Below are 25,493 nucleotides of genomic sequence, written 5' to 3'. Positions count from 1 at the left end.
GCGGCGGTCAACGTCGTATACGAGTCGGTGATCACCCTATAATTGCCGGGTGAGTTCGCAGATGACGCAATCGTCGATCGTGAAGCGGCTGACCGAACCCCACGCGGGTCCGGTGCCGTTCTCGGTCGAGTTCTTTCCGCCACGAGACGAGCAGGCAGAGCAGCGCCTGTGGCGCACCGTGCGGATCTTCGAGCGAATGAACCCCGCTTTTGTCTCCATGACCTACGGCGCCGGCGGCACCACGCGTGATCGCACGCTGCGTATCACCGGCCAATTGGCTCGCGAGACCACGCTGCTGCCGGTGGCGCATCTGACTGCCGTCGGGCACAGCATCGAAGAGCTGCGGTCGATGGCCGGCGGCTATGCCGATCAGGGCATCACCAACATCCTCGCGTTGCGTGGCGACCCCCCGGGCGATCCGCTGGGTGAGTGGGTCAAGCATCCCGAGGGTCTGGAGTACGCGGAGCAGCTCGTGCGTCTCCTGCAGGATCTCGGCGACTTCAACATCGGTGTCGCTTCGTTCCCGGAGGGCCATCACCGGGCGCCCGACCTCGAACACGACACCAGGTACCTGGTATCGAAACTGCGTGCCGGAGCACAGTATTCGATCTCGCAGATGTTCTTCGACGTCGATCACTACCTGCGGCTGCGAGACCGCGTCAACGCGGCGGATCCGGAACAGGGCGCCAAGCCGCTGATCCCCGGCATCATGCCCATCACCTCACTTGCGTCCGTGCGCCGCATGGTCGAGCTCTCGGGTTCGGTCCTGCCGCCCGCTGTGGAGAAGCGACTGACCGACGCAGCCGGCGACGGCCCGGACGAGAACCGGGAATCGGTTCGCGCCGTGGGCATCGATCTGGCCACCGAGATGGCACAGCGTCTCATCGACGAGGGCGCGCCATGCCTGCATTTCTGCAGCCTCAACTTCGCCAAGGCCACCAGTGAGGTCCTCGAGCGACTCGGGATGAACTCGCTCGCTGCCTGACCCATTCCGTCGAGCGGGCCCTTACACCCGTCGACTGGGCCCTATCTACCTTGGCGACGCGCGGTGGGCGGCTGGGACGGCCCGGTCGGCGGGTTCAAAGGCCCGGTGGGCGGACGAAAGAGCACGCTCGGCGGTGGGAAAGGCCCGTTCAGTGGCGTTTAAGGCCCGATCGGCGGAGGTGGGGAGGCCTCACCCGTGGTGAGCGTGCGGCCCTTCCAGGCGAGGGTGCCGCGGCGGCGGGATCGCAGCGAGTCGGCGAGTGCGGCGATACCCACCGACACCGCCACCGGGTGGGCCAGCGCCGACCACACATCGACGACGTCGGTCGTACCGGTCTCGGCCCGCCGGGCCACAAGTCGTGATGTGGTCGCCGCGGCGATCGCCACGGCCGCTCGGGTGCGGCGACGTCCGGTCATCAGGTGCCACCAGGGGAGCAGGTAGGCCGTCCCCATCACCGCAGCGACGACAACCGCACCGGCCGGTCCGCCGAACTCGGTGCCCAGCCATCGGCGATAGCCCTGCCAGGTGTCGGCCGGACACTCGTACATCCGGCAACTCGCAACGTCGGGGCCACCGCGGACCGATGACGTCAGCCCGACGTCGCGGTAGCGGCGTGCGAGAGCGAGGTCTTCGGTGATGTCGGCCCGGACGGCCCGGTGTCCGCCGGCGCGGCGGTAGTCGGCCGCCGAACTGACCAGGAACTGGCCATTGGCGACGGCCATCGACCGTGGCCGCAGCTTCTCCGACACCAGCATCGGTACCGACCCCATGAACGACCAGCACAGCAGCGGCTGGACCAGTTGTTCCAGCGGAGACCCTGCGATCTGGGCGGGCCAGACGGTGAGAAGGCCGCCCACCCGGCTACTCGCCAGTGCCGCGTCGGCGATGGCCCGAGGCCCGAGCCGGACGTCGGCGTCGATGAACATGACCGTGTGGTCCTCGTCGGTGTCGAGGTCGGCGGTGAGGAGGTCGAGGACATGGGTTTTACCGGTCCAGCCCGGCGGCGGGGTTTGCCGGTTGGTCAGCAGCTCGAAACGGGGATCTCCGGCGATCGCGGCCGCAGCCGCAGCGCCCGTTCCGTCGCCCGAGTCGTCGTCGCAGATCCGGACCCGAAGGTCGGTGACCCCGGTCTGGGCACGCAGATCGGCGATGACGGCGGCGATGCGGGTCGCCTCGTCACGGGCCGGGATGAGAACCCACACGGGGCGGTCGACTGAACCCTCGCGGTCCGGCAGCGAACGGAAACGCCGGTAGTTCGCCAGGGTCAGTGCCGCGTTGGTCACCGACAGCACCGGCGGCAGCCATCCGATCAGTGTGAGGACCCGCTGTCGTCGGTCCCGCTGCCACTGTGGGAGATCCCTCCGCCGACCGGTTGCCGCGGGGCGTCAGGGGAACGGGACTCGGGGGATCGCTTGTGTGGGGCGCCGGGCCGAGGTGACTGATCGCGGCTGACCCACGCCAGCGCGACCACCACGACGGCCACGGCAAGAGCGATGCCCGCCATCAGCCCGGTCCAGCCGGTGAACGCGGCGGATCCCGGTTCGGCGTAGCGGGCTTCGGCGGTCATCGGGGTCGCCTTGCCGATCTCCGGCTTCCAGGAGACCGCGTCCTCGCCGTCCTGCTGACCGTTGGTGGCGCTGATCGGCCCGGCGAACTGGATGGAGAACTCGACGTAATCGTTGTCGGGGTCCAACCCCTGCAGGTCGGCGGTTCCACGGAAGGTGACGGCCTCGCCGCGGCGCTGTGCCTGGAGATCCAGGGTCACCGGGGCATCGGGGTAGGCGTTGTCGACGAGCTCACCGAGCTGAGCGAACTGGCCGAGGGTGGCCTCCGTGTACGTTGCCCGGGTGCCGATGAGTCCGTCGCGCTTGAACTCCGTGGCGCTGACCACCGACTGGAGTGACTGCGGAACCGTGATCTGCGGACCCTTTTCCTGGCCGATGTCCTTCTCGGCGAGCACAATTGCACCCCACAGCCGGTCGCCGTACTGGGCGGGTGCATCAGAGCAGGCGGCAAGTGCGGGTCCACAGAACAGGACCAGCACCAGCAACGCCAAGCTCATCGGGCCGCGTCCGCGGCGGCTCATCGGGCCGCGTCCGCGGGTAAGTCGGGTGATCTCAGGCACGGAGTCATCGTGCCATTAGCCGGGCGCGAAGGTGAGGAGGGCCGGGCTGATCGGGTCAGTTGATACCGGATCGGGTCCGGCGGGCCAACGCCACCGCGGCAGGAACTCCCAGGATCCCCATCCCGATCAACCCGTACGGGACCGCCGCGTGCAGAGCGGAATCATCGAGGAACACCAAAAACGCCAGCGCAGAGCCGAGCCAGGTCCAGGTGAACCAACCCAGCGGGGCCACCGACGCCAACGGTGTCACCGCGACGGGTTTCAGGTCGATGACGGAGAGCAGGACGAACATGACACACGCGACACCGGCCCACCCGAGGTAGTTGGTGACCGGGATCTGGTCGATGCCGGGCAACCCGGCGTCGACGGTGGACCAAGACCACAATCGTGCGCTGACCATCTGTGGGTCGAGATAGAGGTCCCAGCCGACCATCCCGGCGGTGGCCAGCGCGATCCGGACCGGACGACGGTCACTGATGAGTGCGCTGATCCACCACATGCTGTAGCCGCCGGCGGTCCAGGCCAGTCCGATGATCACCGGTACCTCGGCCACCGACGGCCCGATCCGGTCGGTGGCGTAGACGTAGTCCCCGAACGGGAACCCGGTGGCGACGCCGACGATCTCCGCGGTCCATCCGATGCCGGCTGTCGCGGCGAAGACCGCGACCGCCCGCAGTGCTCCGAGCCGGAACGTGGCATGCGCGACCATCGCGGCGGCCGCGGCGGCGACGACGACCACCGTGGCCCGGTCGCGGGCCACCCCGTCGACCAGGGGATAGACGATCTGCGCGGCGATCGAACAGGCCAGCAGGATCGCCGAGGTCCACAGTGATGCCGAACGCCGGGACGTGAGTGTGGTGGTCATCATCCCCATCGACCGCGGGTGATCCGCGCCAGCGGGGATCTCCGGTCGGACAGCACCGCACTCGCCGCGATGCGACCGCTGGCACCACTGACACCGCCGCCGGGATGGGTCGAGGCGCCGGCGAGGATGAGACCGGGGGCGCCGGGCACCCGATGCCTGGCCAGTTCTGGATGGGGACGCCACATCAGCATCTGATCCAGCGACATCTCCACGTGCATGATGTTGCCGCCGGTCATCCCGAGTTCGGATTCCAGATCGGCGGGCGTCTGGATGTAGGTGTGCTCGATCGTCTCGGCGAATCCTGGTGCATGCCGGTCCAATTCGTTGATGATCTCCTGGCCGGCGGTCGCCGCGAGATCGGTCCAGCTGCGGCCACCCGAGAGCTTGTAGGGATGCCATTGCGCCCAGAGGCTGGTCTGATGACGTCCAGATGGTGCCAGGCCCGGGTCGATCGCGGAGAAGCTCATCGCGATCAGCGCCGGACGACGCGGCAGATCACCGGCGGTGGCGTCGGCGTAGGCCCGGGCCAGATGTCCGCGATCGGTCACCAGCAGGCCCAGCCCGCCGTGCACCGACGTGTCCGCGGGGAGCCCGGGATACTGCGGCAACGACGTCCCTCCGAGGCGCACCGCCATGCCGATTCCGCCGCCGATCCGGATCTGCGTCCGCCATCGATCTGCCGTGGCGCGGTCGAACCCGCCGGCCACCAACAGGTCCAACGTGGTCAGGACGTGGCAGGCACTGATCACCGACCGGGCGTGATGCGTGCCGCTGTCGGCGGTCCGGATCAGCCAGCCGTCTCCCTGCTTCTCGATGGCTGTCGCGGTGGCCGACAACTCGAGTTCACCGCCGTCGCCGTGGAGCTTGCGGATCAGGGCCTCGGTGAGTGCGCCGCTGCCGCCGACCGCCCGGCCCGGGGGGATGGTGTGCATCGCCGCGGCGAAGCCGACCATCGGCGCGGTTCCGGGCTCATTCATCGGTGGCCCGGACTGCGCACCGAACCAAGCCAGTGCCGCCTTGAGGTGTTCGGAATCGAACAAGCTGTCCAAGAGCGCATTTCCCGACATCAGGAACTCCTGGGAGAGCGCGGCGCCGGCCGATGCGCCCTTGCCGGGGACGCGTGCGGGGAGTCCCCAGAAGGCCTTGCCGAGTGCGAGCGGTGAGGGAGTGGAGGTGAAGGCCGACATCATCGCGGCCGACCGGCGTGCCCACACGTCGACGAATCCGCGGTACGCCCGGGCATCTCTGGCGCCGCAGGCCGCCTCGATCGACGCGCAGGTTTTCGCGAGGTCGCGGTGGAAGACGATCGGGGGAGCGCTGTCGGTTCCGGGGCAGAACGCCCACGGATCGCAGTCGATGTAGCGCAGGCCGTGGTCGGCCAGGGAGAGTTCTTCGAGGATCGGGGTGTGCCGGATCATGAGGTGGGCCGAGGACCCCCGATCGACGCGGTAGCCCGGGAACCGTTCGACGGTGGACACCGCGCCGCCGGCGACGCTGTCACGTTCGAGCACCTTCACCCGCTGGCCGGCGGCCGCCAGATAACAGGCGGCGACCAGTCCGTTGTGCCCGGAACCGATGACAAGGGTGTCGATCATGACGACCTATCTGAGTGGGAGGGCCCGCCCGAGGACCGCAAAGGGCCTGGGGTCGCCTGCGAAGCTGAAGCCCCGCAGGACGTCGGCGAATCCGAGACGGCGATACAGGCGCCAGGCCCGGTTGTTCTCGGCATCCACCTCGGGTGTCGAGAGCAGGACCTGTGGTTCGGTACGTCCGTCGAGTAGGCGCGTCAGGATCGCTTCGCCGATCTGCTGGCCCTGGGCGGACGGATGGACGTGCAGTTCGGTCAACTCGAAGTAGTTGTCGGTGATTGCCCCGACCCGCTCGCGGCTGCTGCCTGCGCGGAGCAGACCGCTGCGTACCTGCTGGTTCCACCACTGATCGTGTGCACCGCTGTATCCGTACGCGATCCCCACCAGGGTCTCCCGCCCGGATGCCGGACCGAGGGATTCGTACGCGCCGACGGCCTGCCATCCGGGTCGCTGGGTGTGTTCGTGCCACAGAGGAGCCCGCTGCACCTCGGTGCCCATCGGGTAGTTCATTGCCGTCACGTACACGCTCAAGGCATCGGGCAGCCAGCTCTGTGCATCGTGCGCCGATAGGTCGGCAATCCGGATGGGCACAGAAGTTTCCGCCTTTTTTGCTTGAGGGTTGTCGGTGTCGTTGGGTATATTGAATCTGTCGAACGGGTGTTCGAGGCTTCAACCTCCGCAAAGGCGCAAGCCGCATCGTTTACCCGCTTACGACGTGAGGGCGGCTCGGTGGCCGACGAGGGAAGCGTAGGCCACCGAGCCGACCCCGCACAGATACAGACGATCCGGCGAAGGAGGACCGAGATGGCGACCATGTCACGAACCCCCACAGGTGTCTCCCGACACCGTGCGGCAGGCTCGACGGAAAGGGCCACCCGAGTGGCCAGGCTGCCGGAGCCGACGCAGATCATCGCCTCCCGTGAGCTGTTGGGCCGCGCGGAATCGCGTCTGCGGGAGTCGGATATCGTCACCGACTCGGCCGAGGCGTTCAGTGCTCTGTATCAATCGGCGTTGCGTGCGGCCGGCGCCGTGCTCGCCGTCGCCGAACATCCGACCCGGCGCCGAGGTTCTCGCAGCGCGTGGGCGCGTCTGCCGCAGGCGATGCCCGACCTCTCCGGGTGGGCCACGTACTTTGCCGGGCTCTCTCGTCTCCGGGCCGACACCGAGGCCGGAATTCGGTCGGTCACCGATGAGCAGATCGCGGAGTTGCGGCCGAAGGTGGATGAGTTCCTGCACGTGGTCGAGATGGAAATCCTGCGGATCGAGCGAGGGAAACCGTCAAATATGCCTGCCGGCGCGGCTTGAAGGCTCTGAAATTACTGCTATCGGACCAAATTCGACCAACTTGTAGCAGGGAATGGTGGTTGGAAGTTCCAACACCTCGTATCATCAGAGGTGGGTCCACCGCAGTGGATCCGGGTGGCCGGAATGTCTCCTCCGGACGCTCTACCGAAACCAGGTGCTGAAGGAGGGGCGGGTGCCACTCTCAGAGCACGAGCAGCGCATGCTCGAACAGATCGAAAACGCTCTGTACGCCGAAGACCCCAAGTTTGCGTCGAACGTACGGTCGCGTCGCTATCGCGGCTCAACTGCGCGCCGTCGATTGCAGGCTGCCGTGTTGTTCCTTGTCGGACTCGTCCTCCTCATCGGGGGAGTTGTCATCGAGGTACAGATCGGTGGATTCCCCATTGTCAGCCTGATCGGCTTCCTGGTGATGTTCGGTGCCGGCCTGATGGCCTTGTGGGGTACACGTAGCGGGCCGACTCCCGGAGGTTCCTCGGGACCATCACGAGGCGGGTCGTCGGGCCGCGAGCAGAAGCAAAGACGCAAGTTTTCCGAGCGTATGGAAGAGCGGTTCAACCGCCGCTTCGAGCAGGAGTAGACCCTCCACCGCACGTGTGACGTAGAAGGCCGTGTATCGCATCGCGATACACGGCCTTTTTTGTGCTTTCAGGGTTGTGGCCCACTTTCCACCCACATCCCCACTTTCTCCCACTGGCAAGGCTCGATTGCCCAGACGTGGCTGAAGTGACAGTTGAGACCCCACATGCTCGTCCGATCTGCCCCTGGACACCCCGGTTCAGGATTTTCGCCCCACATGGCTATGTGCGCTCTACCTGCGCAGTTCTGTGTCTGAAGTCCGCCTCGGGGGCTTTTGGGGTGGAAAGTGGTGGATTGTGGGGTACAGTGGTGCTCGTTGTTGGGAGAGAACCGGATCTTCCCGATAACCATGGGGTTGGAGGTGACGACACATGGCCAGCGCTATGTTCTTCGGCACCTACACACCCAAGTTGGACGACAAGGGGCGGCTCACGCTTCCCGCAAAGTTCCGAGACGCACTTGCAGGAGGGGTGATGATCACAAAAGGTCAGGACCGCAGCCTCGCAGTGCACATGCGCGACGACTTCTATGAGTTGGCCCAACGAGTGTTGAGCTCGCCCAAGAACGACCCTGCTGCTCGGGCCTTTCAGCGCCAGTTGAGTTCGGGTACCGATGAGCAGCGGCCGGATGGTCAGGGACGGATAACCCTGTCCTCCGATCATCGCCGCTATGCGGGCCTGGCCAAAGAATGTGTGGTCATCGGCAACATGAGCCACTTGGAGATCTGGGACGCGCAGACATGGCGCGATTACCAGGATGAGCACGAGGAGAACTTCTCGAGCGTGGGCTTCGACGTCCTGGACACGGCCTGAGGCCGGGGACCAGGAGACCCACGTGGGTGAATCGAGGCCTTTGCCCGATCCGACCCTGACGCACTTCCCCAGCGCCAGGTTCGACAACCCGCCCCTGACGCACTTCCCCAGCGCCAGGTGCGGAGATCGGGCAAAGACCAGGATCCACCCACGCACCTGCCGGCCAATTGGCGCACCCGGACCGCACGAGAGGTAGCACAGTGGATCTCGCCGATGGCCCCTTCGGGCACGTCCCGGTGATGGCCGAGCGGATGATCGAACTCCTCACTCCGGCGATCACCCGGCGAGACCCCGACGGATCGGGCGCAATCTACGTCGACGGCACACTCGGGGCCGGTGGCCACACCGAACTCATCGCCCAGAGATTCCCCGGTGTCGCGATCATCGGTATCGACCGGGACATCAACGCCTTGGATCTCGCTCGCGAGCGACTGTCTCCATTCGGCGATCGGATCACCCTTGTCCACACGCGCTACGACGCGGTGGACGATGCCCTCGAGCAGGCGGGTGTCAAGAAATTCGACGCCGCACTCTACGACCTCGGCGTCTCCTCGATGCAACTCGACCAACCCGATCGCGGGTTCGCCTATGCGGTTGACGCGCCGCTGGACATGCGGATGAACGCCGACGACCCGCTGACCGCCGCCGACATCCTCAACACCTACGGGCACGGCGAATTGGCCCGTGTCCTATCGGAATACGGCGACGAACGGTTTGCGGGCAAGATCGCCTCGGCGGTGCTGCGCGAGCGTGAGATCGAACCGTTCACCACCAGCGGCAGGTTGGTGGAACTGTTGTACCGGACCATTCCGGCAGCCACCCGACGCACCGGCGGTCATCCGGCCAAACGCACGTTCCAGGCCCTTCGGATCGAGGTCAACGGAGAGCTGACCTCGCTGAAAGCGGCCCTTCCCGCGGCGCTGTCGGCGCTGAACGTCGGTGGCCGGCTCGCGATCATGTCGTACCAGTCGCTGGAAGACCGGATTGTCAAGCGTGAGTTCGTCGAACGGACCAAGTCGAAGACGCCGCCGGGTCTCCCCGTCGACCTGCCCGGAACCGCACCGGATTTCGCGTTGGTGACCAGGGGAGCAGAGCAGGCCTCGGCGGACGAGATCGAATACAACCCGCGATCCGCATCGGTGCGGGTGCGGGTCATCGAACGGATAGCGGGAGGGAAGAAGTGACGCTTACCGACGACAACCTCGCCACCGGGCGACGCCGCGATTCCGGTGGGCCGGGGGCCGGGACTGTGCGTGCGTCCAGGCCGCGGTCGGCCGCCGCGGAGAAGGCGCTCGAACGCCGCCGCAAACGCCTTGGTGCCGAGGCTCTCTCGTCGACGTCGCGTCATTGGCAGCGGAGCGAAAAACCTGCCGACCCGGAGGTGAAGCCGGCCCTGCTGGCGCGGGTGCGGCACGCGCCGGTCGAGGTGATGCGCCGGGTGCCGTTTGCCGTCGTGGTCGCCGGAATGCTGTTGGCCGGATTGGCACTCACACTGTGGCTTTCGACCAAGTCCGCCCAGGATTCGTACCAACTCGGGGTGGAGCGCGCGTACAACGAACAGTTGTCCGATCGACGTGATGCTCTCAAGAAGGAATACGAGCAGGGAGACTCTGCGCCTGAATTGTCCGAAAAGGCAAGCGAACTGGGAATGATCCCCGGCAACGACAAGGCCCGTCTCGTGGTGGGCCCCGATGGCCGCGCCACTGTCGTGGGGGAGATCAAGCCCGCAGCAGGGGACAAAGCGCCGTCGTTGAACAACGGACCGAAGCCGACCGCTGCCAAACCGGCCGACGATGCCGCCCCGGCAACACCGACGACACCTGGCGTTCAAGGTATTCCGGTTCAGGGAACACCGCTGACCCCGGACGCCGGCACCGCGACTCCGGTGACCCCGGACGCCGGCACCGCGACTCCGGCACCGACGACGCCCGGTCCCGCCGCGCCGACAGCCACAGCGACCCCGCCGGCATACTCGAACGTTCTTCCACCGAATGGCGGCGCGCCGGTCGCAAATTCGGGCGAACAGCGTTAGTGCAGTAGAGAATTGACAACCATGGAGGTCTCATGTGTGACGGTCATCGCGACGAAGGGATCAGCTGACGACCGGTGCTGCCGATGACGCGGCAGACACCCGCGGGCGACCGCCGTACCCGGCAGCGCGCCACAGGCCGTGAGCGGGTTGGTCCGTCCCGGCGTCCACGCGGACGCCAGGGATCGGGACCCGCCGGATATCGCGACGACAATCCCGACAAGGCTCCTCGGCCTGCCGGCGGTCGCAGCGGATTTCCTGCCGGTGGATCCCACGGCGGCGCCGATGACATGCTCCGGACCGGCCGGCAGTTCGTGCGCCGTCACCGGGTGATGTCGGTGGTGATCGTGTTGGTGGTCCTGGTGGTCACGGTGAAGATGGCGATGCTGCAGATCGTCGACGGTCCGTCGCTGTCCGCGGAAGCGGCGACCCAGCGTGCGGTCACCGAGGTGCTGCCCGCGAAACGTGGTGCCATCGAGGACCGCAACGGCAAGGCGATCGCCTACACAGACGATGCTCGCGCCTTGACGTTCCAGCCGGTCAAGGTGCGCAAGGCGATCGACGAGGCGCATCAGAAGAACCCCGAGTTGCCTGATGTGGACACCCGGATCGACGAGATCGCGGCCGGGATCCGGGCCGAACTCGGCAACGAGTTCGATGAGTCGTCCTTGCGTGAATTGCTCAGTAGCGACGAAACCTTCGTGTACCTGGCGCGGGCGGTGAGCCCGGAGGCCGCGAACAAGCTCATCGAGCAATTCCCCGAGGTCGGATCGGAACGTCAAGACGTCCGGCTCTATCCCGGTGGTGAATTGGCGGCGAACATCGTCGGCGATGTGGACTTCGACGGCAACGGACTGATCGGGCTGGAATCGTCCATGGATTCAGTGCTTTCCGGAACAGACGGGTCGCGCACCTACGACCGCGGATCGGACGGCGCGGTGATCCCGGGCAGTCCACGCAACCTGCATCCGGCAGTGGACGGTGCCACCGTAGAGCTCACCATCGACTCCGACATCCAGTGGTACGTCCAGAACCAGGTTCAGCTGGCCAAAGAGAAGTCGGGGGCGGCGAACGCGTCGGTTGTGGTCATGGACGTCAAGACCGGTGAGGTCCTCGCCATGGCCAACGACGGTACGTTCAACCCCGCCAAACCCCTTGACGAACAACAGGATGCACAGCTCGGTGACCTGCCCATCACGTCGCCGTTCGAGCCCGGCTCTGTCAACAAGCTCGTCACCGCGGCGGCCGCCATCGAATACGGCGTCACCACGCCCGATGAAGTACACCAGGTGCCGGGGACCATCACCATGTCCGATGCCACCGTGAAAGATGCCTGGGCGCACGATGTCGCGCCCTACACGACCACCGGTATCTTCGGTAAGTCCTCCAACGTCGGCACCTTGATGCTCGCCGAGAAGGTCGGCGAGGACCGATTTGCGGACATGCTCAAGCGTTTCGGTCTCGGGCAGAGCACCGATGTGGGTCTGCCGGGCGAGAGCGGCGGGGTCGTGCCGGCCCTCAGCCAGTGGTCGGGCGGTACGTTCGCCAACCTCCCGATCGGCCAGGGCCTGACGATGACCTTGCTCCAGATGACTGCCATGTATCAGGCGATCGCCAACGACGGGGTGCGTATCCCGCCGCGGATCATCAAGGCGGTCAACGGTGACGGTCAGCCCGGTGCGAGCGAGCAGCCCGCCGGGGTTCGCGTGGTCAGCCCGGCGGCGGCCAAGACGGTCCGTGACATGTTCCGTTCGGTGATCCAGAACGACCCGATGGGCGTCCAGAACGGCACCGGTGCGAAGGCGGCTGTGCCGGGGTACCAGATCAGCGGTAAGACGGGCACGGCGCAGCAGGTGAACCCGAAGTGCGGTTGCTACTCCAACGAGGCGTACAACATCACGTTCGCCGGTATCGCGCCTGCGGACAACCCGCGCTACGTGATCGGGATCATGCTGGACAACCCGAAGCGGAGCAGCGACGGCACCGGTGGGCAGAGTGCCGCGCCGCTGTTCCAGACCATCGCGTCCTGGATGCTGCAGCGTGAGCGGGTACCACTGTCGTCAAGTCCGACGCCACCACTGGTGTTGCAAGCCGGGTGACACCACGGCGGTATGTTGAGCACGTGTCTGCTCCCGATAGCTCGGTGTTGCGTCCTGCCCTGGTCACTCCGACCTCGGTCGAGGCTCTCGCAGCGACCGGCAACGCACGGATAGATCTGTTCGGCACGGCCACGGCACAGACCGAAGTCCGTGGAGTGACTCTTCGGGCACAGGAGGTGCGGCCCGGAGATCTGTTCGCCGCGCTTCCCGGTAGCCGGTTCCACGGTGCGCAGTTCGTCGCCGATGCACTGGCCGCCGGTGCGTCGGCGGTTCTCACGAATCAGGCCGGTCGCGATGTCATCGCCGCACTCGATCCGACGCCGGACTGCGCGGTGCTGGTGCATCCGGAACCACGGACCGTGCTGGGTGAACTGAGTTCTCAGATCTACGGTCACCCGTCCCGTAGCCTGACGCTGATCGGTATCACCGGGACGTCGGGCAAGACCACGACGAGCTACCTCACCGAGGCGGCGCTGATGTCCGACGGTCACTCGGTGGGCCTCATCGGCACGGTGGAGACCCGGATCGCCGGGATCCGCCAGCCCAGTGCGTTGACGACCCCCGAGGCCCCGGAGTTGCAAGGCCTGCTGGCGGCGATGCTCGAGCAGGGAGTGGACTCGGTGGTGATGGAGGTCTCGAGCCATGCCCTGTACCTCGGACGTGTCGACGGCACCAGTTTCGCGCTCGGCGCCTTCACCAACCTCTCGCAGGACCACCTAGATTTCCATCCCACGATGCGTGACTATTTCAACACCAAAGCGCTTCTGTTCCAGCCTGATTCGGCGGTCCATGCAGCCGCGTCGGTGGTCTGTGTCGATGACACCTGGGGCCAGGAGATGTTCGGCATCGCCGGACCCGGCGCCATCAGCGTGTCGACGACCGGTTCATCCGGCGGCGTCGACTGGCATGCCGGACCGTCGGAGATCGCGGACGACGGCGCACAGCACGTCACCGTGACCGGCCCGACCGGACAGTCATACGAGATGACTGTCCCGATGCCGGGCCGCTACAACGTGGCGAATGCGCTGACCGCCGTTGCCCTCGCGGCCGGTGCGGGGGTGCCGGTCGAGACGGCGATCGCCTCGGTCGGTGATGTTGCGGTACCGGGGCGGGTGGAGCGGGTCGTTCGCGGTCAGTCCTTCCTCGCCGTGGTCGACTACGCCCACAAACCCGCCGCGCTCGAGGCCGTCATCGCCACGCTTCGCGGCCAGACACAGGGCCGGATCGCGGTGGTTGTCGGCGCCGGTGGTGATCGAGACACCGGCAAACGTCCCGTGATGGGCGATGCCGCCGCACGCGGCGCCGAGTTCGTTGTTGTCACAGACGACAATCCACGTACCGAGGTACCGGCCGACATCCGGGCGCAGGTGGTTGCCGGCGCGAGCGCGGTCCCGCTCGCCGAACGGCCTGCCGGAGCCGAGACAGTTCAGGAGATCGGCGACCGAGCCGAGGCCATCGCCGCCGCCGTCCGCTGGGCGCGGGCCGGTGATGTGGTGCTGGTGGCCGGCAAAGGGCATGAGGCCGGGCAAGAGATCCACGGCATCAAGCATCCGTTCGACGATCGGGTGGTCTTGGCGCAGGCGATCGATGAACTCGGGACGCAACAGCATTCAACCGACACGGAGTCATCGCAGTGAGCAATACCGATAGTGACAGGGTCGAGGGGGTCGACCTCGTCGACACCCGCGCGGTACGCGCCGCCTTGCGAGACCTCGCCGACGCGGTGCACGCCGCGCCGCCGCGCCGCAGTTGGGCGGTGCTGGGGGAGATGGACGTCCCGGCAGAGCTCGACGCCGAGGATCGGGCTGCGATGACGGGCTGGGTGGTGTCCCATGACGAGCTCGGAAGACTGGCCGTGCGCCTGGACATCGGGCAGGTCATCTGTGTGGGTACCTCGCGCGCCGTTCACGGACTGCACCAAGGTGCGGTGATGGAGGGCTCATGGGGGTCGGAGGCGGTCCTGGTGCCGACCCCGCAGGCGGCTGCAGAGATACTGGACGCGCAACTCGGCGAGCACGATGTGGTGCTGGTGATGGGTGGGCGCGAGCTCGGCTTGACCGACTTCTTGAACAGCAGGGTCGGTCGCCGGTCTCCGGGGGCCGAGTCTGCGTGAGCGCCATCGATCACTGCTTTGATACTCGACAGATAGGGATGTTCAGGTGAGGCAGATCCTGATTGCGGGCGTGCTCTCGCTGGCGGTGGCGATCCTGCTGACGCCGGTGCTGATCAAGGTCTTTTCGCGTCAAGGTTTCGGTCAGGAGATCAGGGTCGAGGGGCCGGCGAGCCATCAGACCAAGCGCGGCACCCCCTCGATGGGTGGCGTGGCGATCGTGGCCGCCCTGTGGGCCGGCTATTGGGGTTCACACCTGTTCGGTCTGATGACCGACGGCAGCGGACCGACCGCCTCGGGCATCCTGGTGCTGTCGCTGGCGACCACACTGGCCCTGGTCGGTTTCCTCGATGACTTCATCAAGATCCGCAAGCAGCGCAACCTCGGTCTGAACAAGACCGCGAAATCGGTGGGCCAGCTGATCGCGGCGCTGTTGTTCGGCTTCCTGGTCCTGCAATTCCGCAATGAGGCCGGCTACCGGCCCGCCAGCTCGCAGTTGTCCTATGTCCGCGAGATCGACGCCATCGCGATGGGTTCGGTGGTGTTCATCATCTTCGTCTGGCTCGTTGTGTCGGCCTGGTCCAACGCGGTCAACTTCACCGACGGACTCGACGGACTGGCCGCCGGATCGATGGCGATGGTGCTCGGTTCGTATGTGCTGATCACCTTTTGGCAATACCGCAACGCCTGCGTCGGCGGACCCAAGGCCGCCGAGCCCGGCTGCTACACCGTCCGGGATCCACTCGACCTGGCGCTGATCGCCGTCGCCGGTGGCGGTGCCTGCCTGGGATTCCTGTGGTGGAATGCCGCGCCGGCGAAGATATTCATGGGCGACACCGGATCGCTGGCCCTCGGCGGACTGCTCGCCGGGCTGTCGATCACCACCAGCACCGAGTTGCTCGCCGTGGTGGTCGGTGCGCTGTTCGTCGCGGAGATCATCTCGGTGGTCATCCAGATCGCGGTCTTCCGGACCACGGGCCGACGGGTGTTCCGGATGGCGCCGTTCCATCACCACTTCGAACTGTCCGGGTGGGCGGAGACAACGGTGATCATCAGGTTCTGGCTGCTCACCGCCATTGCCTGTGCGCTGGGATTGTCGCTGTTCTACAGCGAGTTCCTCAGCGCCAGTGGGGGATAGGCCAGTGGAGGATAGGCCAGTGGGGAATTGGCGAGTGGACAGCCGATGACGGATCGGGCATGGCCGTGGGGTGAGCGGGTTCTGGTGGCCGGTGCCGGTGTGGCCGGTGCCTCGGCGGCCCGATTCCTGCTGGATCACGGTGTCGCGGTCACGGTCTGCGACAACCGCGCCCAGGCGCTCGAACCGCTTGTCGCCGCCGGTGCATCGGCGGTGTCACCCGAGACGCTGATGGCCACACCCGCGTGGACCGCAGCCTACGACCTCGTGGTCGCATCACCGGGTTTCCGGCCCGACAACGCACTGATGGTCGCGGCCGCTGACGCCGGCCTGCCGGTGTGGGGCGAGGTCGAACTGGCCTGGCAGGTGGATCGCTCCGGCGTGACCGGCGCTCCCCGCCAATGGTTGGTGGTCACCGGAACCAACGGCAAGACCACCACCACCGGGATGGTCGAGTCGATCATGACCGCTGCCGGAGTATCGGTTCTGGCCTGCGGCAACATCGGTCTGCCGGTGCTCGACGCCCTGATCGCCGAGCCTCGCATCGACGTCCTGGCCGTGGAATTGTCGTCATTCCAACTCTTCTGGGCACCGTCGGTACGTCCCACGGCGGGCGTGGTGCTCAACATCGCCGAAGATCACCTCGACTGGCACGGCTCGATGGATGCCTATGTCGAGGCGAAGGCGATCGCACTGTCCGGGGCGGTTGCCGTGATCGGCCTCGACGATCCCGTGGCCGCGAGCCTGCGCGGATCCGACCCCGACGGCCGAACCATCGGCTTTCGGCTCGACGCGCCCGGGCCGGATGAGCTCGGTGTGGTCGACGGTCGGCTGGTCGATGGGGTCGACTGGGACGCCCCTGATGAATCGCCGGGCCCCGTTCCCCTGTTCGAGGCAGACCGGGTGCGGCCGCAGGGGCCTGCCGGTGTGCTCGATGCGCTGGCTGCCGCCGCCCTGTGCCGGGCGGTGGGCGCGAGCCCGCAGGCCGTGGCCGAGGGCCTCGAGACGTTCACCGTCGGTGGGCATCGCAATGCTCCGGTTGCGGTTGTCGGGACCACCACCTTCATCAACGACTCGAAGGCGACCAACCCCCATGCCGCACAGGCCTCGATCCTGGGACACCGCCGGGTCGTCTGGGTGGCGGGCGGATTGCTGAAGGGCGCCTCGGTCGACGAACTCATCATCGCCATCCGCGATCGGCTCGCCGGGGTGGTGATCATCGGAGCCGATCGCGACATCATCAGAGATGCAATGGCACGACACGCCCCTTTGGTCCCAACAGTCACACGAGTAACAGGGGAAGATGGGTCGGTGAACATCGCTTCGGCTTCTGCAGATCCGGCTTCGGCCGACGCGGTCATGGACAGCGCGGTGCGGGCCGCCTGGGATCTGTGCGCTGCCGACCCAGACACCCCTGACGCAGTCGTGTTGGCGCCGGCCGCCGCGTCACTGGACATGTTCTCCGGTTACGGAGCCCGCGGCGACAGCTTCGCCGCAAGCGCCCGCGCCCTTCCGGGCGCGCGGGTGCCGGGGGCGTCCTGATGGGCAGGAAACAGACCGACGACGCCGCCGACGCTGTATCCGATATCGACCTCGAGGACGACGCCGACCTTGCGGGCGTTGACATCGACGATGACTCCGAGGCCACCGCCGATGCCGACGATTCCGACCCGGTGGGCTCCCGCGCCCGCGGTAAGACCAAACCAGTCCCCGAACGTCGGGTCATCACGCTCGGGGAGGGGATCGGATCGATACTCGCCCGGATCGCGGGTGTCCTGAGCCGTCCGCTGGCGTCGTTCCACCTGATCGCGACCCTCGCCGTCATGCTCACCGCGTTCGGACTGGTGATGGTGCTCTCGGCCTCGTCGGTCGAGGGATATTCGAAGACCGGCTCGTCGTACGGCATGTTCACCACACAGTTGGTGTTCGCCGCACTCGGCGTGGTGCTGTTCTATTTCGCCGTACGGATGCCGGTGCGGATCATGCGCCGGCTCGCCGCACCGGCGATCATCGTGACCACGATCATGCTCATGCTGGTCCTCGTACCCGGGATCGGCACGATGGCCCAGGGTGCCCGGCGTTGGTTCACCGTTGCCGGCTTCTCGGTGCAGCCCTCGGAGCTGACGAAGGTGGCTCTCTGCGTCTGGGGCGCCCACCTGCTCGCCTCCCGCCGCCGCGACAACGCACAACTGCGTGAACTGCTCATCCCACTGATTCCGGTGAGCTTCCTGATCTGTCTGCTCATCGTGCTCGAACCGAACCTGAGTACCACCGTCACGATCGCGATCATCGTCGGGGCGTTGCTCTGGTTCGCGGGTCTGCCGATGAAGGTGTTCGGATTCTTCACCCTCACCGGCGTGGCGCTGGCAGCCGTGCTCGCGATGACGGCCGGATACCGAAGCCAGCGTGTGCTCAGCTTCTTCGGCCAGGTCGATGATCCCCAGGGTGCCGGCTACCAGGCCCGGCAGGCCCGATACGCGCTCGCCAACGGCGGTCCGTTCGGCGAGGGCCTCGGGCAGAGCCGTGCCAAGTGGAACTACCTGCCCAACGCCCACAACGACTTCATCTTCGCCATCATCGGCGAAGAACTCGGACTGGTCGGCGGCATCATCGTGCTCCTGCTGTTCGGCCTGTTCGCCTACGTCGGACTGCGGATTGCGGCCCGATCGGTGGACCCCTTCCTGCGGCTTCTCACCGCGACGATCACCATCCTGGTGACCGCGCAGGCACTGATCAACATCAGCTACGTGGTCGGACTGCTGCCGGTGACCGGTATCCAGCTGCCGTTGCTGTCGGCCGGTGGCACCTCGACGCTGACCACACTGGTCATGTTCGGGCTGTTGGCCAACGCCGCGCGCCACGAACCGGAAGCGGTGGCGGCACTGGCCTCCGGCGGCGACGGACGCTTCGGTCGGCTGCTCCGGCTCCCTCACCCGGTCCCGTATTCACAGACACGTGCCGAGGTCCTGCGCGATCGCCTGGACCGGAGGCGGGTACATCGCGCTCCGAGTCCGGTGGGCCGGGCGCGGCGTGCGGCCGCCACCGAACCGGCGCGCGCACCGGCACAGAAACGGCAGCCACCCCGCAGTTACGCACCGCGCGAGGACATCCGCCGGGTTCGGGCGGCGCGGCCCCAGGATTGGGGATATGGCGGCACCGCGAGCCCACCGCAGCGGCGATCGCAGCCACTGCGTAACAATGACAGCTATGCCCACGATCGTCAGCCGCGAGATATCCGTCGCGGCAGCAACCCCTCTGCCCGGCCGGTCCACGGCGAGGACAACCGATACCGCGATCAGCGGCCGCGTCGGTGACCGTCCCGCCCGATGGGAATCCGGACGGGGCGCACACGGACGGGGTACGGAGCAATGAGTGATGCGACGCGACCGCTGTCGATCGTGGTGGCCGGCGGCGGCACTGCCGGACACATCGAGCCGGCGATGGCCGTTGCGGATGCATTGACCGAGATCGATCCGACGATCGAGGTGACCGCGTTGGGCACGGCCCGCGGCCTCGAAACCACGCTGGTGCCCGAACGCGGTTATCGGCTGGAACTGATCCCACCGGTGCCGTTGCCCCGTAAACCCAATGCCGACCTCGCGAAACTTCCTCTGCGGCTGCGTAAGTCGGTGGCGGCCACCCGCCGGGTCCTCGACGAGGTCGACGCCGACGTCGTCATCGGATTCGGCGGCTACGTGGCGCTGCCCGCCTATCTGGCGGCGCGCCTGCGTCGGCGTTCCAGTATCCGAATCCCGGTGGTCATCCACGAGGCCAACGCCCGTGCCGGCGTGGCCAACAAGGTCGGCGCCCGGTTGGCGCAGCGTGTGCTCGCCGCGGTTCCCGGCTCCGGACTCGACGCCGAGGTTGTCGGAATCCCGGTGCGCGCGGCCATCTCCGATCTCGATCGCGGCGCGTTGCGCGCCGAGGCCCGCGAGTTCTTCGGACTCGATCCCGACGCACCGACGTTGTTGGTCTTTGGCGGATCGCAGGGTGCGCAGAGCCTGAACACCGCCGTCCGTGGTGCAGCACAAGCGTTGTCGGACAGCGGAATCGGTGTCCTGCACGCCTACGGCAAGAAGAACTCCCTGGAGCCGTTCGATGCGACCCCGGCGTACGTCGGTGTGCCATACGTCTCGCGGATGGATCTGGCGTATGCGGCCGCCGATCTGGCCATCTGCCGCTCGGGTGCGATGACGGTGGCCGAGGTCTCGGCCACCGGCCTGCCCGCGGTCTACGTCCCGCTTCCACACGGCAACGGCGAGCAGCGCCTCAACGCCGCACCGCTGGTCGACGCCGGGGGCGGGTTGATGGTCGACGACGCAGAACTGACGCCGGGCTATGTGGCACAGACCATCCCACCTCTGCTGACCGATCCGGAAAGGCTGGCGACGATGGCGAAGGCCGCCGCCGGATCCGGGGCCAGGGGAGCAGCGCAGGCTGTGGCCACAGCGGGAATCGAACTCGCGCGGGCTCGTCGAAAGGCGGCGGGCCGATGAGCGAGCAGAGTGCAAGTGGCATGAAACAGCAATTGCCGCAGCAACTCTCACGCGTACACATGGTCGGGATCGGCGGCGCCGGTATGTCCGGCCTCGCCCGAATCCTCTTGGCGCGGGGAGGCCAGGTCTCCGGAAGCGATGCGAAGGAGTCGCGCGGCGTTGTCGACCTGCGCACCCGCGGTGCCCAGATCCACATCGGACACGACAGTGCTGCGCTCGACCTGCTCGACGGCGGCCCGACGGTCGTTGTCACCACCCTGGCCGCCATCCCGAAGACCAACCCCGAACTGGTCGCCGCCCGCGAGCGCGGCATCCCGATCCTGCTGCGCCCGGGCGTCCTGGCGACGCTGATGCAGGGCCATCGCAATGTCCTGATCGCGGGGACCCACGGCAAGACGTCCACCACCTCGATGACCGTTGTCGCGCTGCAGCACTGCGGTCTGAACCCGTCGTTTGCCGTCGGTGGGCAGTTGAACGAATCCGGCACCAACGCACACCACGGCTCGGGTGAACTGTTTGTGGCCGAGGCCGACGAGAGCGACGGATCGCTCCTGGAATACACGCCGGACGTGGCCGTGGTGACCAACGTCGAATCCGATCACCTCGATTTCTTCGGAACCGAAGCGGCCTACGTGCGGGTCTTCGACCACTTCGCCGACCGCATCGTCGACGGTGGATCCCTGGTGGTCTGCCTTGATGATCCGGGTTCGGCGGCGTTCGCCGGCCGGGTGGCCGACCGGCTGACCGCGCGGGGGATCTCGGTTCTGGGCTACGGCGAGGGCCTGCACCGCGACCTGGCGCAGGGCCTCGCACCGGCCGCCGAGCTGGTGTCCTGGCAGAGCCGGGCCGGCGGCGGGCTGGCCCAGGTGCGGTTCACCGATCGCGGCGGTGTCGTCACCGATCGCGAGATGAAGTTGCCCGTCCCCGGAAAACACATGGCGCTCAACGCGATGGCGGCGGTGCTCGCGGGTGTGGCCGCCGGGGCGGAGATCTCCGGCCTGATCGCAGGGGTCGAGGGTTTTGCGGGCGTGCACCGCAGATTCCAGCTGCGCGGCAATGTCGGTGGCATCCGGGTGTTCGACGACTACGCCCACCATCCCACCGAGGTCCGGGCCGTGCTGACGGCGGCGCGCGACATGGTCACCGCCGACGGCGGCCGCGTCGTGGCGATCTTCCAACCTCATCTGTACTCACGCACCGAGACCTTTGCGACCGAGTTCGCCGGCGCGCTCGATCTCGCCGATCAGGTCATCGTCCTCGATGTCTACGGCGCCCGAGAGGAACCGATACCGGGGATCAGCGGCGTGACGATCGCCGAACAGATCACCAAACCCGTTGCCTTCCAGCCTGATGTCTCGGCGCTGCCACGCCAGGTGATCGAGATGGCCCGGCCACAGGACGTGATCCTGACCATCGGTGCCGGCGATGTCACCATGCAGGCCGGAGAAATCGTCGACGCACTGCGTGAACTCGGTCGGGTGAGTCAGGTCGATCGCACCCCACGGGGCGAGAAGTGAGCGACAACCGCGACTCACCCGGGGACGACCGCGAGGTCGACGACCGTCACTTCGACCAGGGCGAATACGACGACGGCGAGCTGGATACCCCTGAGTTCGACGACCCAGAGTTCGACGACCCAGAGTCCGACAACCCTGAGTTCGGCGAGAATGAGCGAGACGCCGGCGGCTCCGACGCCGGGAAGGCCAAAGGCGAGAGCCGAGGAAAAAGGTTCGCCCGGCGGCGCGGTCGTCGAAAGCCGGCCCGTCCGGCGATCAGCGGAATGCGCGTCCTGATCGGGACTGTCGTGACCATCGTTGTCGTCGTGGCGCTGTTCGGTGTCGCCTACTTCACGCCACTGATGTCGGTCCGCACGGTGGATGTGACGGGGAACGGGGCGGTGACGGCGGAGGAGATCACCTCCGCGGCAGCGATTCCCAAGGGTGAGCCTCTCCTTCAGGTTGATGCTGCGGCAGCGGCACAGCGGGTGTCGCTGATCCCGCGTGTGGCATCGGCGCGGGTCAAGCGCGAGTACCCGTCGACCATCAGTATCGCCGTGGAGGAGCGGATCGCGGTCGTGTTCACCGAACGTGACGGGCAGAAGTATCTGATGGACAAGCTGGGATTCGAGTTCGCGCAACAGGATCCACCTCCCGGACTGGCCCAGTTGCGGACACCGAACCCGGGTTCGGGTGACCCGTCGACGCGGGCCGCGCTGACCGTGATGGCCGACGTGCCGCCGTATGTGCGAGATCAGATCGCCGTGATCGAGGTCAGTTCTCCGGTCAATATCGTGTTGGTGCTCAAGGACAACCGCACTGTCGTGTGGGGCGACGACAGTCGAAACGCGGAGAAATCGGAAACCCTGCGCCATGTGCTGACGCAGGAGGGGACTGAATACAATGTGTCCAGTCCGTCGAATCCGACGTTCAAATAGCCGTTCTGGTGCCAATTCACAGAGTTCTTTCCGACACGCCGCACCGCTTGCTGGCTCCGGTGTCCGAAGGTGCTTAGCGTTTCCATCAGCACACAGCTACTTGACATAACTCTAAGCCTATGGTTTAGGTTGAGGGTTTTCGCGACGGTGGCCGTGCACTAGAACCAACCTGGTTCGAAACAGACCAAAAGGAAGGCGAGCGCTATGACGCCCCCGCACAACTACCTTGCCGTGATCAAGGTCGTCGGTATTGGCGGCGGCGGAGTAAATGCCGTCAACCGCATGATCGAACAAGGCCTCAAAGGCGTCGAGTTCATCGCCATCAACACCGATGCCCAGGCATTGCTGATGAGCGATGCCGACGTCAAGCTCGACGTCGGACGCGATTCGACCCGCGGTCTCGGCGCCGGTGCCGACCCCGAGGTCGGCCGTCGCGCCGCCGAAGACGCCAAGGACGAGATCGAAGAGCTCATCAAGGGCGCCGACATGGTCTTCGTCACCGCGGGCGAGGGCGGCGGCACGGGCACCGGTGGTGCCCCCGTCGTCGCGAGCATCGCGCGCAAGCTCGGTGCGTTGACCGTCGGTGTGGTCACCCGTCCGTTCTCGTTCGAGGGCAAGCGTCGCGGCGGTCAGGCCGAAACCGGCATCACCGCGCTTCGCGAGTCGTGCGACACCCTGATCGTCATACCCAACGACCGGTTGCTGCAGATGGGCGATGCCGCGGTCAGCCTGATGGATGCGTTCCGCAGTGCAGATGAGGTCCTGCTCAACGGTGTCCAGGGCATCACCGACCTGATCACCACCCCAGGCCTGATCAACGTCGACTTCGCCGACGTCAAAGGCGTGATGAGCAACGCCGGCAGTGCGCTGATGGGCATCGGATCCTCGCGCGGTGAGAACCGGGCGACAAAGGCAGCCGAGTCGGCGATCAACTCGCCGCTCCTCGAGGCCTCGATGGAGGGCGCCCACGGCGTACTCATCTCGATCGCCGGTGGCAGCGACCTCGGGCTGTTCGAGATCAACGAAGCGGCCACACTCGTGCAGGAAGCCGCTCACATCGATGCCAACATCATCTTCGGCACCGTCATCGACGACAACCTCGGTGACGAGGTCCGTGTCACGGTGATCGCGGCCGGCTTCGACAGCGGGTCTCCGGCACGCAAGCCGGTCGAGTCCGCCGCCACGGTCGCGGCTCGCAGCGCCACTGTTGGAGCAGGGCGGGCGGGTGCGGTGTCGAACGGCGCCGCCACCGAACGTCGCGACCCGCTGTTCGCGCAGACGCCCGCCGGCGACCCGTTCGCCGATGACCGTCAGGCACGGCCGTCGTCGCGTCCCGCACACGGTATGGATGAGGCCGACGACGACGAGGTGGACGTTCCGCCGTTCATGAAGCGCTGAGCGTCGCGGTGGGTTTTCGCGTCCGGCGGGTCACCACGTCCCGCGCCGGTGGGTTCTCGACCGGCCCTTACAGCTCCTTCAATCTCGGTGACCATGTCGGCGACGATCCGGAGGCGGTGTCGCGCAATCGGATCCGGCTCGGTGACGAGATCGGTGTCGGCGCATCGCGGGTGGTGTGGATGGAACAGATCCACAGTCGCAACGTGGTCACCGTCGACGGTCCGGTGTCCGCGCCGGTTCCGGCCACCGACGCGCTCGTCACCACCACACCCGATCTTGCGCTCGCGGTGTTGTCGGCCGATTGTGTTCCGTTGCTGCTCAGTGATGAGACCGCCGGTGTGATCGCCGCAGTCCACGCCGGCCGGGTGGGGGCGCGGATCGGGATCGTGCCCCGCGTGCTGGCCGAGATGGAGAAGGCCGGTGCGGTGGTGAGCCGTATCGGTGCGTTCATGGGTCCGGCGGCCAGCGGTCGTCAGTACGAGGTCCCGGCTCACATGCAGGCCGATGTGGAGGCGCACCTTCCCGGAAGCGCCACCAAGACGCTCACGGGCACCCCTGGACTCGATCTGCGAGCCGGTATCCGGCGTCAGCTGCTCGAGGCGGGGGTCAGCGCGGTCGCCGAGGATCCTCGCTGCACGATCGAGGACCAGACCCTGTTCAGCCATCGACGCGGCGCGCCGACGGGACGGATCGCGTCGGTCATCTGGATGGACAGCGGCGGTGCGTGACGTCTCGGACCGGTCATCCGATCGCGGCGAAGAGCTCGCCGCGAATCTCGCCCGTGTTCGAGGTCGTGTCGACGCGGCCTGCCTCGCGGCGAATCGCTCGCCGGCCGATGTGCAGTTGCTACCCGTCACCAAGTTCTTTCCCGCCTCCGACGTCCGGTTGCTCATCGATGCCGGTGCCACCGAGTTCGGGGAGTCCCGCGAGCCGGAGGCCGGAAACAAGGCGGCCGAGGTTCGTGAGACGACCGGTCGCGGCGATCTCCGGTTCCACATGATCGGGCAATTGCAACGCAACAAGGCCAAGACGGTCGCCCGCTGGGCGGACCGGGTTCATTCCGTGGACAGTCACAAGCTCGCCCAGGCTCTCGATCGGGCTGTCGGTACCGCACGTGACGAGGATGCCCGCGCCGGAGCGCTGGAGATACTCATCCAGATCGGTCTGGACGACGACGAAGCCAAGGGTCGCGGTGGTGTGCCCGCCGACGAACTGCCGGCCCTGGCCGACAGCATCGCCGCATCGGACAATCTCGAATTGTGTGGGCTGATGGTGATCGCCCCGCTCGGTGGTTCGCCGGAGCAGTGGCTCGACCAGGCCGCCCGCATCCACCAGGGATTTGTTGCGCGGTACCCATCGGCAACCGAATTGTCGGCGGGGATGTCAGACGATCTGGAGGTCGCTGTCAAGTACGGATCGACGTGCGTGCGTGTCGGTACCGCGATCATGGGGCCGCGGCCAGTAATCTCGCCCTAACGGTTAGTCACACGAGTAACACAAGCACCACGGCTAACAGGTTGTCGAGTACAGGCTGA

23 protein-coding genes are annotated in these 25,493 nt (G+C 66.7%); 18 read left to right on the top strand and 5 right to left on the bottom strand.

Annotated elements, in window-relative coordinates:
* The first annotated feature begins 61 nt into the window (after positions 1-61).
* Complete coding sequence (locus VIQ49_RS18060; RefSeq protein ID WP_331887086.1) at positions 62-985, top strand: methylenetetrahydrofolate reductase; 924 nt, start codon at positions 62-64, stop codon at positions 983-985.
* A gap of 158 nt (positions 986-1,143) precedes the next feature.
* On the opposite strand, the gene VIQ49_RS18055 is transcribed toward VIQ49_RS18060, so the two are convergent.
* The 5 genes from VIQ49_RS18055 to VIQ49_RS18035 are packed head-to-tail and all read right to left on the bottom strand — an operon-like array spanning position 1,144 to position 6,155.
* Positions 1,144-2,268 (bottom strand): glycosyltransferase, encoded by a 1,125-nt coding sequence (locus VIQ49_RS18055; RefSeq protein WP_331887054.1) that lies wholly within the window; start codon positions 2,266-2,268, stop codon positions 1,144-1,146.
* Positions 2,269-2,294: 26 nt separating this feature from the next.
* Positions 2,295-3,110 (bottom strand): LppM family (lipo)protein, encoded by an 816-nt coding sequence (locus VIQ49_RS18050; RefSeq protein ID WP_331887052.1) that lies wholly within the window; start codon positions 3,108-3,110, stop codon positions 2,295-2,297.
* Positions 3,111-3,165: 55 nt separating this feature from the next.
* Positions 3,166-3,975 carry a carotenoid biosynthesis protein gene (locus tag VIQ49_RS18045; protein ID WP_331887050.1) on the bottom strand — a complete coding sequence of 270 codons (810 nt, stop codon included), beginning with the start codon at positions 3,973-3,975 and terminating at the stop codon, positions 3,166-3,168.
* Complete coding sequence (locus tag VIQ49_RS18040) at positions 3,975-5,570, bottom strand: NAD(P)/FAD-dependent oxidoreductase (RefSeq protein ID WP_331887048.1); 1,596 nt, start codon at positions 5,568-5,570, stop codon at positions 3,975-3,977. Before VIQ49_RS18040 ends, VIQ49_RS18045 begins: the two co-directional genes overlap by 1 nt.
* 6 nt (positions 5,571-5,576) lie before the next feature.
* Positions 5,577-6,155, bottom strand: coding sequence for an N-acetyltransferase (locus VIQ49_RS18035; RefSeq protein ID WP_331887046.1), 579 nt, complete (start codon positions 6,153-6,155; stop codon positions 5,577-5,579).
* 213 nt (positions 6,156-6,368) lie between these two features.
* On the opposite strand from VIQ49_RS18035, the gene VIQ49_RS18030 reads away from it, so the two are divergent.
* From VIQ49_RS18030 to VIQ49_RS17950, 17 genes are all read left to right on the top strand, one after another.
* Positions 6,369-6,869, top strand: coding sequence for an SAV_6107 family HEPN domain-containing protein (locus tag VIQ49_RS18030; RefSeq protein ID WP_331887044.1), 501 nt, complete (start codon positions 6,369-6,371; stop codon positions 6,867-6,869).
* Between the two features lie 172 nt (positions 6,870-7,041).
* A complete protein-coding gene (locus tag VIQ49_RS18025) occupies positions 7,042-7,446 on the top strand; it encodes a DUF3040 domain-containing protein (protein WP_331887042.1) in 405 nt (134 codons plus the stop codon).
* A 382-nt stretch (positions 7,447-7,828) separates the two neighbouring features.
* Positions 7,829-8,257: a division/cell wall cluster transcriptional repressor MraZ gene (gene mraZ, locus VIQ49_RS18020; protein WP_331887084.1), complete on the top strand. Its 429-nt coding sequence runs from the start codon at positions 7,829-7,831 to the stop codon at positions 8,255-8,257.
* A 239-nt stretch (positions 8,258-8,496) separates the two neighbouring features.
* Positions 8,497-9,441, top strand: coding sequence for a 16S rRNA (cytosine(1402)-N(4))-methyltransferase RsmH (gene rsmH / locus VIQ49_RS18015; protein ID WP_331887082.1), 945 nt, complete (start codon positions 8,497-8,499; stop codon positions 9,439-9,441).
* Positions 9,438-10,289, top strand: coding sequence for a hypothetical protein (locus VIQ49_RS18010; RefSeq protein WP_331887040.1), 852 nt, complete (start codon positions 9,438-9,440; stop codon positions 10,287-10,289). Before rsmH ends, VIQ49_RS18010 begins: the two co-directional genes overlap by 4 nt.
* Before the next feature lie 83 nt (positions 10,290-10,372).
* The gene (locus VIQ49_RS18005; RefSeq protein WP_331887038.1) at positions 10,373-12,385 is read left to right on the top strand and encodes a penicillin-binding protein 2; all 2,013 of its coding nucleotides are present in this window, start codon (positions 10,373-10,375) and stop codon (positions 12,383-12,385) included.
* Between the two features lie 23 nt (positions 12,386-12,408).
* Positions 12,409-14,022 (top strand): UDP-N-acetylmuramoyl-L-alanyl-D-glutamate--2,6-diaminopimelate ligase, encoded by a 1,614-nt coding sequence (locus VIQ49_RS18000; RefSeq protein WP_331887036.1) that lies wholly within the window; start codon positions 12,409-12,411, stop codon positions 14,020-14,022.
* The gene (locus VIQ49_RS17995) at positions 14,019-14,498 is read left to right on the top strand and encodes a UDP-N-acetylmuramoyl-tripeptide--D-alanyl-D-alanine ligase (protein ID WP_331887034.1); all 480 of its coding nucleotides are present in this window, start codon (positions 14,019-14,021) and stop codon (positions 14,496-14,498) included. The genes VIQ49_RS18000 and VIQ49_RS17995 overlap by 4 nt, the downstream gene beginning before the upstream one ends.
* Before the next feature lie 46 nt (positions 14,499-14,544).
* Positions 14,545-15,633, top strand: coding sequence for a phospho-N-acetylmuramoyl-pentapeptide-transferase (gene mraY, locus VIQ49_RS17990; protein ID WP_331887032.1), 1,089 nt, complete (start codon positions 14,545-14,547; stop codon positions 15,631-15,633).
* Between the two features lie 45 nt (positions 15,634-15,678).
* A complete protein-coding gene (gene murD / locus VIQ49_RS17985) occupies positions 15,679-17,172 on the top strand; it encodes a UDP-N-acetylmuramoyl-L-alanine--D-glutamate ligase (protein ID WP_331887030.1) in 1,494 nt (497 codons plus the stop codon).
* Positions 17,172-18,944 (top strand): putative lipid II flippase FtsW, encoded by a 1,773-nt coding sequence (gene ftsW / locus VIQ49_RS17980; RefSeq protein WP_331887028.1) that lies wholly within the window; start codon positions 17,172-17,174, stop codon positions 18,942-18,944. Before murD ends, ftsW begins: the two co-directional genes overlap by 1 nt.
* A gap of 54 nt (positions 18,945-18,998) precedes the next feature.
* Positions 18,999-20,126, top strand: a complete 1,128-nt coding sequence (gene murG / locus VIQ49_RS17975; RefSeq protein ID WP_331887026.1) for an undecaprenyldiphospho-muramoylpentapeptide beta-N-acetylglucosaminyltransferase — start codon at positions 18,999-19,001, stop codon at positions 20,124-20,126.
* Complete coding sequence (gene murC, locus VIQ49_RS17970; protein WP_331887024.1) at positions 20,123-21,643, top strand: UDP-N-acetylmuramate--L-alanine ligase; 1,521 nt, start codon at positions 20,123-20,125, stop codon at positions 21,641-21,643. Before murG ends, murC begins: the two co-directional genes overlap by 4 nt.
* Positions 21,640-22,560: a cell division protein FtsQ/DivIB gene (locus VIQ49_RS17965; RefSeq protein WP_331887022.1), complete on the top strand. Its 921-nt coding sequence runs from the start codon at positions 21,640-21,642 to the stop codon at positions 22,558-22,560. Before murC ends, VIQ49_RS17965 begins: the two co-directional genes overlap by 4 nt.
* A gap of 204 nt (positions 22,561-22,764) precedes the next feature.
* Complete coding sequence (gene ftsZ, locus VIQ49_RS17960; RefSeq protein WP_331887020.1) at positions 22,765-23,958, top strand: cell division protein FtsZ; 1,194 nt, start codon at positions 22,765-22,767, stop codon at positions 23,956-23,958.
* A gap of 8 nt (positions 23,959-23,966) precedes the next feature.
* Positions 23,967-24,686 (top strand): peptidoglycan editing factor PgeF, encoded by a 720-nt coding sequence (gene pgeF, locus VIQ49_RS17955; RefSeq protein WP_331887018.1) that lies wholly within the window; start codon positions 23,967-23,969, stop codon positions 24,684-24,686.
* The gene (locus VIQ49_RS17950; protein WP_331887016.1) at positions 24,679-25,434 is read left to right on the top strand and encodes a YggS family pyridoxal phosphate-dependent enzyme; all 756 of its coding nucleotides are present in this window, start codon (positions 24,679-24,681) and stop codon (positions 25,432-25,434) included. The genes pgeF and VIQ49_RS17950 overlap by 8 nt, the downstream gene beginning before the upstream one ends.
* The last annotated feature ends 59 nt before the right edge of the window (positions 25,435-25,493 follow it).

Origin of the sequence: Williamsia sp., from assembly GCF_036566845.1 — a bacterium.
In the GTDB taxonomy this organism is placed as follows: domain Bacteria; phylum Actinomycetota; class Actinomycetes; order Mycobacteriales; family Mycobacteriaceae; genus Williamsia.
The sequence above is the reverse complement of the archived record's forward strand: the minus strand, read 5'-3'. Positions and strand labels throughout refer to the sequence as shown.

Bases quoted from the DNA above. Each gene is read 5' to 3' on its own strand.
- VIQ49_RS18060 (WP_331887086.1), top strand. From the start codon at position 62: ATGACGCAATCGTCGATCGTGAAGCGGCTGACCGAACCCCACGCGGGT.
- VIQ49_RS18045 (WP_331887050.1), bottom strand. From the start codon at position 3,975: ATGACCACCACACTCACGTCCCGGCGTTCGGCATCACTGTGGACCTCG.
- VIQ49_RS18040 (WP_331887048.1), bottom strand. From the start codon at position 5,570: ATGATCGACACCCTTGTCATCGGTTCCGGGCACAACGGACTGGTCGCC.
- VIQ49_RS18030 (WP_331887044.1), top strand. From the start codon at position 6,369: ATGGCGACCATGTCACGAACCCCCACAGGTGTCTCCCGACACCGTGCG.
- mraZ (WP_331887084.1), top strand. From the start codon at position 7,829: ATGTTCTTCGGCACCTACACACCCAAGTTGGACGACAAGGGGCGGCTC.
- rsmH (WP_331887082.1), top strand. From the start codon at position 8,497: ATGGCCGAGCGGATGATCGAACTCCTCACTCCGGCGATCACCCGGCGA.
- VIQ49_RS18005 (WP_331887038.1), top strand. From the start codon at position 10,373: ATGACGCGGCAGACACCCGCGGGCGACCGCCGTACCCGGCAGCGCGCC.
- murD (WP_331887030.1), top strand. From the start codon at position 15,679: ATGACGGATCGGGCATGGCCGTGGGGTGAGCGGGTTCTGGTGGCCGGT.
- ftsW (WP_331887028.1), top strand. From the start codon at position 17,172: ATGGGCAGGAAACAGACCGACGACGCCGCCGACGCTGTATCCGATATC.
- murG (WP_331887026.1), top strand. From the start codon at position 18,999: ATGAGTGATGCGACGCGACCGCTGTCGATCGTGGTGGCCGGCGGCGGC.
- murC (WP_331887024.1), top strand. From the start codon at position 20,123: ATGAGCGAGCAGAGTGCAAGTGGCATGAAACAGCAATTGCCGCAGCAA.
- ftsZ (WP_331887020.1), top strand. From the start codon at position 22,765: ATGACGCCCCCGCACAACTACCTTGCCGTGATCAAGGTCGTCGGTATT.